The organism is Rouxiella chamberiensis (assembly GCF_026967475.1).
GTDB classification, from domain to species: Bacteria; Pseudomonadota; Gammaproteobacteria; order Enterobacterales; family Enterobacteriaceae; genus Rouxiella; species Rouxiella chamberiensis.
In genome coordinates this window covers 1,157,468-1,171,802 of record NZ_CP114058.1, presented here as the reverse complement: position 1 = coordinate 1,171,802, position 14,335 = coordinate 1,157,468, and the positions used below count along the sequence as shown (strand labels likewise).

The window sequence follows — 14,335 nt, the reverse complement described above, 5'->3', positions numbered from 1 at the left end:
CTTATCTTCCGCGCAGCGTGTCGAGCGCCCTCGCAAAGAAATCCTTGCCGCCAAAATTGCCGGACTTCAGCGCCAATGCCAAAGGTTGGCTGCCGTGGGAAACCATGGCGGGCACGCCGGTATCGATCTCCTCGCCGATGGTCAAGGCTCCGAGATTAAGCGCGCTTACCACCGCTCCCGATGTTTCACCACCGCCCACCACAATTCGGCGCGTACCGGCTGCCACCAGTTTTTGTGCCGTCTCGCCAAAAAGCGTATCCAGTGCTGCGGCCACCTTTTCACGGCCGTACTCCTGCTGGATTTTTTCACCGACTCGGGCGTGCCGGAAGAATAGACCAGCGGCGCTTCCCCTGATGCGCCTGAATAAACGCCACCAGCTCATCCGGACCGGTAACGCCGCCGAGCACGTCTTTGACCTCAATCATCAAGACCGGATGCCGCTTCTGATGTTCATCTATCTGTCCGCGCGTGGCACCCGAGCAACTGCCCACCAGAATGGCCTCCGGACCTTCGACGCCGTCAACCCCGGCACAATGCCCTCTGGCAAGGCCCTTGACGATAAAGTTACGCGGTAACGCAAGCGCAATGCCTGAGCCGCCCGTCAGCAGCGGCAACCCGGCACAAGCTTCACCGATTGTTTGCAGATCACGCTCGTCCAGCGCATCCACCAGCACCAGCGTGGTTTCATGCGGTTCAGGCGTTTCGAGCGCCTGCCGCAAGGCCTCAACCCCTTGCGCCACCTTTTGCCAGCCAATGTGCGCCACGCGATGACGCGTCTGTTTATGCAGCACGCGGCGCAGGTCGGCATCTTTCATCGGCGTCAGGGGATGATGCTCCATGCCCGATTCGTTAAGCGGCTTGCCATGCACAAACAGATGCCCCTGATACAAGGTTCGACCCATCGCCGGAAACGCCGGACACATCACCACGCGGTCTGCCTTGAGTCTCTCGGCCAGCGCATCGGTAACGGGGCCGATATTGCCCTCGTCGGTGGAGTCAAAGGTTGAGCAATATTTAAAAACTATCTGCCGACAGCCTTGCGCCAGCAACCACTCGCAGGCAACCAGCGACTGTTCGACCGCCTGAGAGGCTGGAATCGAACGGCTTTTCAGGGCAATGACGCCCGCTTCCACCTCGGGTTCTGCGGGCTGCGACGGTGTGCCGAGATACTGCGTGGTGCGCAGGCCGCCCTCACCCGTCAGCCCTTTGGAGAGGGTCACCGCGATGTCGCTCGCGCCGGTAAAGTCGTCTGCAATGACGCCAATCAACATAGATTATTCCTTCTCGGCGGCCAGAATGCTGGCCTTGATACGATTGACCGCAGCGTGCGGCGCGGTCAAAACCGGGACCGTAACGTTTTCCCGCACGGCGGCAGCGGCGCGCGAGGTGGAAAAGTGCGCCAGCATGATGACATCGCAGTGCGCCAACTCTTTGGCACGCGCGGCGACCAGCCGGTTATGGCTTTCGGCATCGCCTTTTTTCAGTAAATCGATGGCGTCGTCGACCAGAATGGTGGTCAGGGTCGCCTTCGCGCCGTGTTCGGCAACGTAGCTGTCAAATTCGTCGGTCATGGTTTCGACGGAAGGACCAAAGGTCGCCAGCATGCCGATGTTGTTGCCCTGCGCTACCGCCTCGTGAAACATCGCCTCGTTGGGTTTCAGGACGGGGATCGGCAATTCGGACGCCAGTTGGTCGATAGCCGGACCAAAGGCCGAGCAGGTAATCAGAATACCGTCGGCCTTCATGTCGTAGCCGTAATGGCCGAAGCGGACGAACCGCGCAATCATCGATTCGCTAAGTTCAGACTCGCGAGCACGATCGGTAGACAAACCATCGTCCAGCAGATTGACCAGCTCGGCTTCGGGCCAGACCTCCTGAAAGGCGGTGTGAATCGGGGACATCGCCACCGGCGTGGCGTGCAGTAAAACGACGCGATGTGACATGAAAACTCTCCTTTCAAAGGGGGGATGCCGGGCTGGCTTATATAAAACAGCTGGCTCAATCTTGCCTGACTCATAATGTAAGGGCTTACAAATCATTCTGTAAAGTGAGCTGCGTCACATAAAAAAGTTATAATACTGTTACCGTAACGTTGAAATACACGATGATTAAAGCCAATATTGTAAGCGCTTTCAAATTTATCGCCTATTCAGAGAGGCCGGGTCCGCTTTGAACCGGGCGTCAACCATTACATCAAGCAAGAGTGTGGGAACGCATCATGACTTCATCTGCCAACGAATCCTCCCTGCAACCCGGCGTCAACGGCAACGTCACCAGCGCGGGCAACATCAAGGCCCCTGCCACGTCCGTGCGCACCGTGCCGCGCCAGTTTCGCGACCTGCTGGCGCTGGAAGATTTCGAGCGCCACGCGCGCCGCCGACTGCCGAACATGATTTTCCAATACGTGGCGGGCGGCGTTGAAACCGGCCGCGGCATCGCCGGAAATTTTAAAGCCTACCAGCAATATGCCTTTGTGCCGCGCATGTTCCGCGACGTGTCGGGCCGCAGTCAAAGCGTCGACCTGTTCGGCCATACCTACAATCATCCCTTTGGCGTCGCGCCGCTTGGCGGTGCATCCTTTGTGGCCTACCGGGCAGACATTGCGATGGCCAAGGCCGCGCGCGCCATGAATACGCCAATGATCCTGAGCGCCTCGTCGCTGGTTAAACTCGAAGACGTGCATCAGGCCAATCCCAACGCCTGGTTCCAGGCCTATCTTGCAGGCGACCAGCCGCGCATCGACCGACTGGTCGATCGTGTGGCGCAGGCAGGCTTCACCACGCTTGTGGTAACCGGCGACACGCCGATGCTCGGCAATCGCGAGCACAACACCCGCAGCGGCTTTAGCATGCCTATCAAGCTCACGCCCAAAGTCTGTTTCGAAAGCGCCATGAGCCCGCGCTGGCTGCTCGGGACCGTCGCGCAAACCTTCTTGCGTCACGGCGCACCGCATTTCGAAAACACCGATGCCGAGCGCGGGCCGCCCATGATGTCCAGCAAAGTGCGTAACACTCACGCGCGTGATCAGTTGAACTGGAAGCACGTCGAGGCGATTCGCAAGAAGTGGAAAGGTAATCTGGTCGTTAAGGGACTGATGTCGCCGGATGACGCCTTCATCGCCCGCGATTTGGGCGTGGACGGCGTGATTTTGTCCAATCACGGCGGGCGTCAGCTGGACTATACGGTGCCGCCGCTGCATACGCTGGCGGAGATTGCGGCGAAAAAAGGCAATATGAAGGTGATTATTGACAGCGGGATCCGTCGAGGCACCGATGTGCTGAAGGCGCTGGCGCTCGGCGCCGACTTTACCTTCCTGGGCCGCCCTTTCCTGTACGGCGCGGTGATTGGCGGTCAGGCGGGTGTTGAGCACGCGATGCACATTTTACGGGACGAAATCGACCGCGATCTGGCGCTGGTCGGCGTACGCACGCCGCAGGAACTGAATGCCGCCCTGCTGCGCCGTGCGCCGTTTTACGACGTCAATCTTTGAATAACATTAGCGCGCAGGTCGAGGTGCCGAGCCGGTACTGCCGCGCACGATAAGCTCGGGTTTAAACACCCACTGCGCCTCGACCGGGTCACCGTTCAGCGTCGCCAGAAGGTATTCGGCGGCGCGAATGCCTATCAGATCCAGCTCCACGCGCATGGTCGTTAACGGCCGTTCCAGATGTTCGGCGTATTCGTAATCGTTGAAACCGGTAATGGAAATGTCATTCGGCACCCGCAGATAGCGCTCGCTGGCGGCCCGCATCGCGCCAAATGCCAGCATGTCATTGCCGCAGATAACCGCTGTCGGCGGCTCGGGTCCATCCAGCAGGTCGAACATTGCCCTTCGCGCATCGTTCATGGTGAAGGCGCATTCAATCAGGTTGCTGGCGGGCAGCGTTAATCCTGCCGCCGCCAGCGTTTCACGCGTGCCGCGCAGACGATCCGATACGCGGTCGTTGGAGGGCGGCGTTCCGGCAATAACGCCGAATTTCCTGTGTCCCAGCGACAGCAGATGTTCAACCACATGCTGCGCGGCCAGCGTGCTGTCGTAGCCAATGCTGGGATACTGGGTGTCGATGGAGAAGGTTTGAATACACGGAATATCATGCTGGCGGATACGCTCCCACAGGCGCGGATGGTGAGTGTGTCCGACCAGCATCAGCGCGTCGATGCCGTATTCCACAAGCTTGTTGACTTCACGCAGTTCGATTTCCGGATCAAACTCGGAGTTCGCCAGCAGCAGCGTATAGCCTGACTGGTGAATATGCTGCTGAAAGGCTGCAAGGGTGCGGGAAAAGGTTTCAGTGGCAAGTGTGGGCACCACGGCGCCGATGGTCATGCTGCGGCGCGAGGCCAGAGTTCGGGCGGCACGGTTGATGACATAGCCCAGGGCTTCACAGGCGCTCTCGACGGCCTCACGTCTTGACTGGCGCACGCTGGTGCTGCCGTTCAGTACGCGGGATACCGTCGCGGTCGAGACGCCAGAAAGTCTGGCAACGTCTTCGAGTGAGGCTCTGGCCTGTGGAGGAGTCTTCTGTTTCATTGCCGTAGTCCCTATCAATTAGTGATGTCGCCCACAAATTTGGCAGACACTTTCGATTCAAGTTTGAAAGCGCTTACTTTTGGCTTGACTGAATTTTGTAATCGCTTACTTTTAACATCACATTATCAAATTTGAGGTATGGTTTTCACTAAATAATAACAGAACCGTTTCAGAGAAGGCCACTCTGTAGACAGTTCGGCTGAAAACCCTCAAAACCGAGTTTCTGTCCAGACAGTGTACGAGAGATTGCTTAAATAGCGCTCTCGACAGGCGGTCGAATGGTTCAGAAAACCTTAACTTACTAATAGACATAAGATAATAAAGGAATTCACCATGCGTAGATACCCTCGAATCCGCTGGATGATGATCGTATTTTGCTTCTTTGCCATCGCCATCAATTATATCGACCGCGTTAATCTGGCCATTGCTGCACCTCACATCAAAAAAGATTTAGGACTCGACGACGCCAGCATGGGCCTGATTCTGGGAGCCTTCTTCTGGACCTACGCCCTGATGCAAATTCCGGCCGGCCGCATGATTGACAAACTGGGGGCGCGTGCCGGTCTGGCGATTGCCGTAGGCTGGTGGTCGCTGTTTACCGTCTTTACGGCTTTCGGTAAAGGCTTTACCTCACTCTTCATTTCGCGTCTGCTGCTGGGCGTCGGTGAGGCGGGCGGTAATCCGGGCTGTGCCAAAGTGGTTTACAACTGGTTTGCCAAAAAGCAGCGCGGGACTGCGTCAGGCATATTCGATGCGGGTCCGCGTGCGGGTACCGCCCTCGCCCTGCCGCTCGTGGCCTGGCTTATCAGTACCTGGGACTGGGAAACTTCGTTTGTCGTTACAGGTGCGCTGGGTCTGGTCTGGGTCGTGCTGTGGCTGGTGTTTTACCGCGAGCCGGAAAACATGAAAGGGCTGGACGACATCGAGCGTCAAAACCTGATTGAAGACCGTGGCGAACCGTCAACTCGCGGGGGCAGAAAAAATCAAACTGCGCACGCTGTTCGGCTATCGCAATGTGTGGGGCATGATGATTGGCTTCTTCTGCATGAACTTTGCCACCTATTTCTTCGTGACCTGGTTCCCGACCTATCTGACCGTTTCACAAGGCTTCTCGCTGAAAGAGCTGGGTACACTCGGTGCCATCCCTGCGCTGATGGGCATTCCCGGCAGTCTGCTCGGCGGCATGACCTCCGACTGGCTGTATCACAAGGGCTTTAGCCTGACAGCGGCGCGTAAAACTTGCCTCATCAGCGGCATGGTGCTGTCTTCCGTAATTGCGCTCGCCGCCTTTACCAGCAATATCACCATCATCCTGACCCTGTTCTCACTGACCTACGCGGGTCTGGCGTTTACCGCAGCCAACATCTGGACGCTGCCTGCCGACGTCGCGCCCAACTCCAACTACGTGGCGACACTCGGCGGGATCCAGAACTTTGCCGGTAATCTGGCCGGTATTGTGACCGCTTCGTTCACCGGCGTGATGCTGGGCCTGAGCAACGGCTCATTTGTGGTGCCGCTGTGCGTTGCGGGCGGTATCTGTCTGCTCGGTGCGCTTAATTTCCTGTTTGTGATGGGAAAAATTGAACCGCTGAACACCCCTAAAGAAAAGGACAATGCCGACGACGTTAATCCGCAGCGTCCGGCGTCCGTCTCAAGTCACTGATTATAAAGCTCGATAGCCGTACCTATATCGATATGTGCCCTACATTACACAAGGATTGGGTTATGAAGAAGAGTCTTTGCGCCCTCGCGCTGATGTCCCTGCTGGCCGCAAGTCATGCGGCCAGTGCCAAGAGTTTTGTCTATGTTTCCAACGCGGACAGCGGCACCGTTTCTGGCTACACGCTGGATAAAAAGGCCAGCAAGCTTGAGCCGCTCGGCGATTTCCCGGCGGGGAAAAAGTAATGTCCTCCGTGGTGTCGCCCGACAGGAAAATGCTTTATGTGTCGGTACGCAGCAAGCCTTATCACGTTATTCAATACCGTATACAACCCGACGGCAAACTCGAGAAAGTCAGCGAGTCACCGCTGGAAGAGAGCATGGCCTACCTTTCAACCGACAAGACCGGCACGTTTTTGCTCAGCGCCTCTTATGGCGGGGATCTCTTTACCATCAACCGCCTCGACAGCAGTGGCAAAGTTGTGACGCCGCCGGTGCAAATCGTGCACACCGGCAAGCGCGCGCATGCCATTCAGGTCGACCCGAGCAACCATTTCCTGTACGTCACCCTGCTTGGCGCCGACCAGTTGCTGCAATTCCGCTTTGACCCCGAAAGCGGCAAGGTTACGCCGAATTCGCCCGCCTCCATCAATATTCAGAAAGAGGCGGCCACCGGTCCGCGTCATTTCCAGATTGCCCCGCAAAAGGATAAACAGGGCGAGCAGAACATGTACATTCTGACCGAAATGGCGGGCAACATTACGCGGGTCACGCTGGATGCCGAAGGCAAGGCGCACGAGCAGGAGTTCGTCAACTCTGTTTCGCCAAAGGAAGATATGCAGCGTGGCGAAGCGCGTCCGCTGACGGGCGACGATGACCTGCCTCCTTCACACAAACCGCGCATCTGGCAGGCGGATATTCACCTCACGCCAAACGGCCGTTTTCTTTACTCCACCGAACGCACGAGCAGCACTTTATCCTCGTTTTCCGTTAATCCCGACAACGGTCATCTGACTTATCTCGAGAGCATCAAGACCGAAGCGCAACCGCGCGGCTTTGCCATCGATAACACCGGCCGTTTCCTGATTGAATCAGGTCAGAAATCGACTCAGCTTTCGCTCTACAGCATCGATGAAAGCAGCGGCAAGCTGACCCTGCTGGGCCGTTACCCCACCGGCAAAGGCGGTAACTGGGTGTCAATCGTCGAGCAATAACTTACGGAAAGCGGACCAACCTACAGGAGACGTTAGGATGAAATCAGCAACACTGGCTTTGAAAGGCGCGCTGACCGGCGCAGCACTGATGACACTGGCAACGACATCCAGCGCGTTTGCCGCTGAAAAAGTGGTGGCGACCAATCTGGAGCCCGATCACCACGTCATTCTCGAGAATCAGTATGTGACCGTTATGCGGGTGATGATTCGTCCGGGGCAATCCACCTTGTTCCACGAACCAGCATCTCGATTACGTCAACACGCACATCGACGGCAGTCCGGTGCGCGCGTCTTATCCGGACAAACCGGCCAAAGACTTTGAAATGAAGAGCGGCAACGTCAAGTTTGGCCCGCATCAGGGGCATTCCGAAGTCGACAAGATAACCAACACCGGTTCCAGCCTGAACATGCAGATAGCTTTTGAAATCAAGCAGGCAGGGCCGCTGGGCTTCAACGGGACCACGCGCCCCGAAAGTGACGCCTTTAAGCAGGTGCTGGATCAAAAATCGGTCAAAGGCTGGAAAGTGACGCTGCAACCCGGCGAAAGCACCACCGTCTATACGCAGAAAGGACCCGGCGTACGCGTGTTCTTTACCGAAGGCCGCCTTCTGGAAGCGATTCCCGGACACGAAAACCGTACCCACGAAACCTGGGTACATAAAGGCGATGCCTCGTTAACCGCGGCGGGTCCGGTCGAGTTGATAAACGGCGGCGATACCGAGCTGGTCTTCAACGATTACGAATTGCAATAACGCGTGAATCGGTGGCGCGCGCAGAATGCGTCCAGCCACCCTTTTTGGGCGCGGCTCTCTCCCCGAAGGTTGCCGCGCCCGCTCGTAAAAACGTTATACCAATGAAGGATAGCCGTACGTCTGCGGGCAGGAACGCCCCTTTTTTCAATACATCACCTCGAAAAATAAAAAAATAATACGACTTATTCAACAGGAGCAATGCCGTGAGAAGACGCTGTCTGTCTCTTGCGATGGGTACACTTTTTGCCACGGGTTTCAACGCCGTGGCGGCGGATCCCACCAGTCCGGAAGATCTCATTGCGAAAGGCCACTATCTTGCCGTCGCCGCTGACTGCGGTGCCTGTCATACTCCGCCCAAAGAAGGGGCGGCGATGTCAGGCGGCTATGCGATTCAGTCCCCGCTCGGGACGATTTACGCCAGCAACATTACGCCGTCGAAAACGGCGGGTATCGGCAACTATACTGAACAGGATTTTGCTCGCGCAGTGCGTGACGGTGTCACGCCGCAGGGCGAAAATCTCTACCCTGCCATGCCCTACACTTCCTATGCGCGTATCACCGATGAGGACATCCACGCGCTCTATGCCTACTTTATGCATGGCGTTGCACCGGTTGATACCCCCTCGACCCAGACTCATCTTCCCTTCCCGTTCAATATTCGCAGTTCGATGGCGCTCTGGAACACGCTGTTTGCCACCCATCAACCCTTCAAGCCGACGGCCAACCGCTCTGCCGAGCTTAATCGCGGAGACTATCTGGTCAATGCGCTTGCGCACTGCGATACCTGCCATACGCCGCGAAATGCGCTGATGGGTCAGGATGACAGCAAGGCGCTGTCGGGCGGCGAACTGGGCAGTTGGTATGCGCCGAACATTACGCCGGACAAGGTAGCAGGCATCGGAAGCTGGTCCGGCAATGACCTCGCCGCTTATCTCAAAACAGGTCATGTAACCGGCAAGGCTCAGGCTGCGGGTCCGATGGCCGAGGCGGTCGAGCACAGTTTCCAGCATCTCGACGACGCGGATATCAGGGCCATGGTCGCGTATTTGCAGCAGATCCCGGCCATCAATAACGGCGAGAAAAAATCCCGCGACAGTTTCGGACAGCCCTCCACCAGCGAAAGTCAGCTGCGGGGCCTGACGGAGAATGTCGATGCAGGCTGGAAAGTGTACAGCGGCAGCTGCGCCAACTGCCATCAGGCGGACGGACAAGGCAACGCGCATTATCCTTCGCTGTTCAACAACAGCGCAACGGGCGCGGATCGTCCCGACAATCTGGTTGCGGCCATTCTGTTTGGCGTCAGTCGCGACATCAAGGGCAACCCGATTGCCATGCCCGCCTTTGGTCCAGAGGCCAATTTCAGCGAGCGTCTGACGGACAGGCAGATTGCCGACGTCAGCAACTATGTGCTCAAGCATTACGGCAATGCGCAGGTGACGGTGACAGAAGATAACGTCCGCACTATTCGCGAAGGCGGAGAAAAGCCGCTGCTGGCCAAACTGGCTCAACCTTCGTCTCTCATCATCGGTGTCGTCATTTTCGCCCTGATTTTACTGGCCCTGGGCTTTGGCGTGGCAAAAAGAAGGAGAAAACATGCTGCACAATAATGCTAACCAGGCAGGCGTAAGCCGTCGCAGCCTTCTGAAAGGCATGGGCATACTCTCTTTTGCCGCCATGACTTCCTCGCTGTTTCCGGCCATCAAGGCGCAGGCGCAAGCAATGTCAGACAGCGGATTTCTGCCGCTTTCCGCATTCCTGGTCAGCCGGGAGGTCAACCCCGTGCTGGCCCAACGTTACTATGCCACGCTGCAAAAACATTATGCCGACTTCTCAAGCCGTCTTGCCGCGCTCGGTGACTACGTCAATGCGCATAACTTCAAACACGTCGATGACTTTCTTGCAAGCCTAAGCGCCGACGACCCGCGCCTGAAAACCGCCTCGCTTATTATTTCGGCCTGGTACACGGGGGTGGTGGGCGAAGGCGAACATCTAGAGCTGATTGCCTATGCCGACGCCCTGATGTATCTCCCTACGCGCGGTATTCTGGTGGTGCCAAGCTATGGCGGCGGCCCTGATTCGTGGGGCAGCAAACCCGGCGCATCGACGTCGGTAAAAGGAGTAAATGCATGAGCGACAATAACAACAAAGCCGTCGATGCCGAGGTGATAATCATCGGTTCCGGCGTGATGGGCGGTCTTATCGCCACTCAGCTGGCCAAAGCCGGGAAATCGGTGATCATTCTGGAAGCGGGTCCGCGTATCAAACGCGAGGAGATTGTCGAGCGCTTTAGAAACTCGCCGTTCAAGATGTCGCTGACCAACATGAAACTGCAGGGCGTGGGGTCACCCTATCCTGACCTGCCGCACGTGCCGTCCACTTATGGCAGCTATCTGCAACAGACCGGACCCGTGAAATATCCGACCAAGTATCTGCGTGTGGTGGGAGGCACGACCTGGCACTTTGGCTCGGCGCTGTGGCGTATGATCCCGAACGATTTTAAACTGCAAAGCCTGTACGGACGCGGGCGTGACTGGCCGTTTGGTTATGACGAGCTCGAGCCGTGGTACGGACGTGCCGAGCATGAACTCGGGGTTTCGGGGGTAGACGGACAGGACGAAAGTGGTCAGGGCCAGCGCCCGTGGCCGCCACGTTCCACCCCTTTCCCGATGAAAGGTCTGGCCCCGAGTTATCTGTTTACCCGGATCACCGAGTTGCTCGGCAAGGACGGCTATCACCCGGTGCTGGAACCCAACGGACGCGCCACAGTGCCCTATGGCAAGCGGCCGGTCTGCGCGGGCAATAACAACTGCAATCCGGTTTGCCCAATCGGGGCGAAGTACGACGGTTCGATGCATATTGACGAAGCCGAACCGGCTTGGCGCAAAGCTGCTCGACAACTCGGTGGTCTATAAAATCGAAGCCGATGATAAAGGTCATATCACGGGCGTGTGGTACCGAAAACCCGACCGCTCCGAACATCATCTCACCGCCCGCCACTTTGTGCTCGCGGCCTATGGCATTGAATCTCCCAAGCTGTTGCTGATGTCGACCTCTGAACGGTATCCAAACGGGATTGCCAACAGTTCGGATCAGGTGGGCCGTAATTTGATGGGCCATACCGGCATCAGCATGAATATCATGATGAAAGAAGATGTGTGGCCGGGTCAGGGGCCGACGGAGCTGCTGGTGTATCTCAACAATCGCGACGGCGCATTCCGCAAGGATTTTCCGAGTTACAAGACCAAAATCCGCAATACGGTGCCGACGGCAGACTATGCCGCCGCGCTTATCGGCAAAGGGGTACTGGGGTCGAAGCTGGATGCCGAACTGCATCGTCAATCCGCCCGCTCCCTCAACTTCGCGGTGGATTTCGAAACTTTACCGCTACCGGAAAACCGCGTGGTGCCCAGCAAGACAAAAACCGATGCCATCGGGATCCCGTTGCCCGAAATCTATTACAGCGTGACGGATTATTGGGAAGCCGGAAAAGAGGTCGCACTGAAGGATTTCGCCAACATCGCCAAGTTGCTCGATGCCGAGGTGCTCAAGGTCGATACGGGTTATCAGGACCGCCAGCACATTATGGGCACCACAATTATGGGGGATGACCCTAAAAATTCGGTGGTGAATGCCCAGTGCCAGAGTCATGACCACCCTAACCTGTTTATCGCCGGAACCAGCGTGATGCCGTCGGCTTCGTGCATGAATCCTACGTTGACGGGCGCGGCGCTGAGTTTGCGGCTGGCGAAACATCTGCTCGAGACGATGGAAAGTTAAGCAATAACAGGAGTAGTGGGCGTCGGATGCCCTTGATGGCAAGCGGCAGGAGGGAAGCAGGTTGCTGTACGGCAGGAACCTGCTTTACCGCCATTCAATGAGGAAAGGCGAGGTTTACTCAGGCTTCAGGCGTATCAAATTGTCGTCAAGAAACTGTTGTTTAAGCTCCTGCTTGCTTTTGGTAACAATCTGCCCGTTGGTGCCGACCGTCATGTGCTGGGCATCGACATTGTGCCTGGCCTGATACAGCATGACGACCTGCAAACTGTGCTCTTTCTGCTGCTCGGTCAAACGAACGCCGTCCGGCCATTTGCCTAACTCGACGGCCTGCGCGAGACGCTGGTAAATCTCGGGCGTCATGACGTCTACCAGTTCATGAATTTCCACTTTAAATACTCCTGCCAGCTAGGCGAATACACCAATTATTCTTATCGGTTGAATAATTAGCTGAATCGATTTTGTGATTATTATGCCTGAAATTCGCATGGGGTAAACGCGGAGAAAACGCCAGATGAAAGGGTCCCTTTCTCCACGAAGCCCGTGTTTCAACCGGCCGTTTTGGAGCCGTTTTCGCCGTCGATAAAGCTCATGGAAGCCGAGTTGACGCAGTAACGATCGCCGGTGGGTTCCGGGCCGTCCGGGAAGACGTGCCCCAAATGCGCATCGCAGTTCGAACAACGGATTTCGACACGTTCCATTCCGTGGGAGTTATCGGTCAAATACTTGATGGAATCGTGAGTTACCGGCTCGTAAAAGCTTGGCCAGCCACAGCCGGAGTCATATTTGGTTGTCGAATAAAACAGGGGCGCATTGCAGACCAGGCAGTGATAAATGCCCTCACGATCGTTATGGAGGAGCTTACCGGAGTAAGGACGCTCGGTACCACGCTCTTGGGTCACATACTTTTGAATATCAGTAAGTTGTGGATTTTCAGGGGTATCTTTGATTTCATTGGACATAGTTGCCGCTCTCATCGCGATAAAAAATCAACTAATTTAACTGCTAATAATAACAAAAAAGTAACAACGAGTCAGGCGGTTTTGGCTTAAACTCTATGCCATTGGTGCGGTCGCAAAAACATGTGTGATTACGATCACATATTTGATTGGAAGGTGTTTAATACTCGTTATTACGCCCCAATATGCGTATCAGCTAATTAGGAAACGGAACGTACAATAAGCGCACGATCGTGGAGGCAAGGTTTGACCTACCGCAACTATTGACACGATTCCGCTTGACGCTCACCAAGGTTTTTGTAATTTTACAACCAACCTTTTATTCACTGAAAAATAGCTGGTGGAATATATGACTATCAAAGTAGGTATCAACGGTTTCGGCCGTATCGGCCGTATCGTTTTCCGTGCTGCGCAGGAACGTTCTGACGTTGAAATCGTTGCAATCAACGATCTGCTGGACGCTGACTACATGGCTTACATGCTGAAGTATGACTCAACTCACGGCCGCTTCGACGGTACCGTTGAAGTGAAAGACGGTCATCTGGTTGTTAACGGCAAAACCATCCGTGTTACCGCTGAGCGTGACCCAGCTAACCTGAAATGGAATGAAGTGAACGTTGACGTCGTCGCTGAAGCGACCGGTATCTTCCTGACCGACGAAACCGCACGTAAACACATCCAGGCTGGTGCCAAGAAAGTTGTACTGACCGGCCCGTCCAAAGATGACACCCCGATGTTCGTCATGGGCGTTAACCACGAGTCCTACGATGGTCAGGAGATCGTTTCCAACGCCTCTTGTACGACCAACTGCCTGGCTCCGCTGGCTAAAGTTCTGAACGACAAGTTCGGTATCGTTGAAGCGCTGATGACCACCGTTCACGCGACCACCGCAACACAGAAAACCGTTGATGGCCCGTCTCATAAAGACTGGCGCGGCGGCCGCGGCGCATCTCAGAACATCATCCCTTCTTCTACCGGTGCTGCGAAGGCAGTAGGTAAAGTTATTCCTGCGCTGAACGGTAAACTGACCGGTATGGCTTTCCGTGTGCCAACCCCTAATGTTTCTGTGGTTGACCTGACTGCACGTCTGGAAAAATCGGCTTCCTACAAAGAAATTTGTGCCGAAATGAAACGTGCTTCGGAAAACGAACTGAAAGGCATCCTGGGCTACACTGAAGATGAAGTGGTTTCTACCGATTTCAACGGCGAAAAACTGACTTCCGTATTCGATGCTAAAGCAGGTATCGCCCTGAACGACAACTTTGTGAAACTGGTTTCCTGGTACGACAACGAAACTGGCTACTCAAATAAAGTTCTGGACCTGATTTCCCACATCGCCAACAAATAAGTGAATGCATCGGGATGGGTTTATTCCCTTCCGTGCAGGCGATTTGTGAACTGACAGAGGGCGACATTCGTGTCGCCCTTTCTTATTGAAGCTCCTCT

General features: G+C 55.8%; 17 protein-coding genes and 1 pseudogene. 12 read left to right on the top strand and 6 right to left on the bottom strand.

What is annotated here, in order from left to right; all coding sequences use genetic code 11:
- Position 1 precedes the first annotated feature (1 nt).
- Genes O1V66_RS05645 through O1V66_RS05635 form a run of 3 tightly spaced genes read right to left on the bottom strand, consistent with a single transcriptional unit; the run spans position 2 to position 1,943 of the window.
- Positions 2 to 274 (bottom strand): nucleotide-binding domain containing protein, encoded by a 273-nt coding sequence (locus O1V66_RS05645; protein WP_269128196.1) that lies wholly within the window; start codon positions 272 to 274, stop codon positions 2 to 4.
- 31 nt (positions 275 to 305) lie between these two features.
- Positions 306 to 1,271, bottom strand: a complete 966-nt coding sequence (gene otnK, locus O1V66_RS05640; RefSeq protein WP_269128195.1) for a 3-oxo-tetronate kinase — start codon at positions 1,269 to 1,271, stop codon at positions 306 to 308.
- Positions 1,272 to 1,274: 3 nt separating this feature from the next.
- Positions 1,275 to 1,943: an aspartate/glutamate racemase family protein gene (locus O1V66_RS05635; protein ID WP_045048099.1), complete on the bottom strand. Its 669-nt coding sequence runs from the start codon at positions 1,941 to 1,943 to the stop codon at positions 1,275 to 1,277.
- A gap of 275 nt (positions 1,944 to 2,218) precedes the next feature.
- Here O1V66_RS05635 and O1V66_RS05630 point away from each other — a divergent pair, with 275 nt between their 5' ends.
- Entirely contained in the window at positions 2,219 to 3,490 is a 1,272-nt protein-coding gene (locus tag O1V66_RS05630; RefSeq protein ID WP_045048100.1) for an alpha-hydroxy acid oxidase, read from the top strand.
- A 6-nt stretch (positions 3,491 to 3,496) separates the two neighbouring features.
- On the opposite strand, the gene O1V66_RS05625 is transcribed toward O1V66_RS05630, so the two are convergent.
- The gene (locus tag O1V66_RS05625; RefSeq protein ID WP_045048101.1) at positions 3,497 to 4,531 is read right to left on the bottom strand and encodes a LacI family DNA-binding transcriptional regulator; all 1,035 of its coding nucleotides are present in this window, start codon (positions 4,529 to 4,531) and stop codon (positions 3,497 to 3,499) included.
- A gap of 333 nt (positions 4,532 to 4,864) precedes the next feature.
- On the opposite strand from O1V66_RS05625, the pseudogene O1V66_RS05620 reads away from it, so the two are divergent.
- From O1V66_RS05620 to O1V66_RS21980, 10 genes and pseudogenes are all read left to right on the top strand, one after another.
- Positions 4,865 to 5,386: pseudogene (locus tag O1V66_RS05620) on the top strand (MFS transporter); the annotation flags it as partial.
- Positions 5,387 to 5,555: 169 nt separating this feature from the next.
- Positions 5,556 to 6,194 carry an MFS transporter gene (locus O1V66_RS05615; protein ID WP_330873470.1) on the top strand — a complete coding sequence of 213 codons (639 nt, stop codon included), beginning with the start codon at positions 5,556 to 5,558 and terminating at the stop codon, positions 6,192 to 6,194.
- A gap of 62 nt (positions 6,195 to 6,256) precedes the next feature.
- Complete coding sequence (locus O1V66_RS05610; protein WP_269128193.1) at positions 6,257 to 6,436, top strand: hypothetical protein; 180 nt, start codon at positions 6,257 to 6,259, stop codon at positions 6,434 to 6,436.
- A complete protein-coding gene (locus O1V66_RS05605) occupies positions 6,436 to 7,404 on the top strand; it encodes a beta-propeller fold lactonase family protein (RefSeq protein WP_269128192.1) in 969 nt (322 codons plus the stop codon). Before O1V66_RS05610 ends, O1V66_RS05605 begins: the two co-directional genes overlap by 1 nt.
- Positions 7,405 to 7,441: 37 nt before the next feature.
- On the top strand, positions 7,442 to 7,726 hold the full coding sequence (locus O1V66_RS05600; RefSeq protein WP_269128191.1) for a hypothetical protein: 285 nt from the start codon (positions 7,442 to 7,444) through the stop codon (positions 7,724 to 7,726).
- A complete protein-coding gene (locus tag O1V66_RS05595; protein WP_269128190.1) occupies positions 7,686 to 8,156 on the top strand; it encodes a hypothetical protein in 471 nt (156 codons plus the stop codon). Before O1V66_RS05600 ends, O1V66_RS05595 begins: the two co-directional genes overlap by 41 nt.
- A gap of 230 nt (positions 8,157 to 8,386) precedes the next feature.
- A complete protein-coding gene (locus O1V66_RS05590; RefSeq protein ID WP_045048104.1) occupies positions 8,387 to 9,763 on the top strand; it encodes a c-type cytochrome in 1,377 nt (458 codons plus the stop codon).
- Positions 9,750 to 10,286 (top strand): sugar dehydrogenase complex small subunit, encoded by a 537-nt coding sequence (locus tag O1V66_RS05585; RefSeq protein WP_045048105.1) that lies wholly within the window; start codon positions 9,750 to 9,752, stop codon positions 10,284 to 10,286. Before O1V66_RS05590 ends, O1V66_RS05585 begins: the two co-directional genes overlap by 14 nt.
- Positions 10,283 to 11,068 carry a GMC family oxidoreductase gene (locus O1V66_RS21985; RefSeq protein ID WP_462127720.1) on the top strand — a complete coding sequence of 262 codons (786 nt, stop codon included), beginning with the start codon at positions 10,283 to 10,285 and terminating at the stop codon, positions 11,066 to 11,068. The genes O1V66_RS05585 and O1V66_RS21985 overlap by 4 nt, the downstream gene beginning before the upstream one ends.
- Entirely contained in the window at positions 11,013 to 11,933 is a 921-nt protein-coding gene (locus tag O1V66_RS21980) for a GMC oxidoreductase (protein ID WP_462127719.1), read from the top strand. Before O1V66_RS21985 ends, O1V66_RS21980 begins: the two co-directional genes overlap by 56 nt.
- 114 nt (positions 11,934 to 12,047) lie before the next feature.
- Here the strand turns inward: O1V66_RS21980 and O1V66_RS05575 are convergent, their stop codons facing one another.
- Positions 12,048 to 12,320, bottom strand: coding sequence for a YeaC family protein (locus O1V66_RS05575; protein WP_045048107.1), 273 nt, complete (start codon positions 12,318 to 12,320; stop codon positions 12,048 to 12,050).
- Positions 12,321 to 12,478: 158 nt separating this feature from the next.
- Complete coding sequence (msrB, locus tag O1V66_RS05570) at positions 12,479 to 12,892, bottom strand: peptide-methionine (R)-S-oxide reductase MsrB (protein ID WP_045048108.1); 414 nt, start codon at positions 12,890 to 12,892, stop codon at positions 12,479 to 12,481.
- A gap of 346 nt (positions 12,893 to 13,238) precedes the next feature.
- Between msrB and gapA the strand changes: the two genes are divergently transcribed.
- Positions 13,239 to 14,237, top strand: coding sequence for a glyceraldehyde-3-phosphate dehydrogenase (gene gapA / locus O1V66_RS05565; RefSeq protein WP_045048109.1), 999 nt, complete (start codon positions 13,239 to 13,241; stop codon positions 14,235 to 14,237).
- Positions 14,238 to 14,335: the final 98 nt, after the last annotated feature.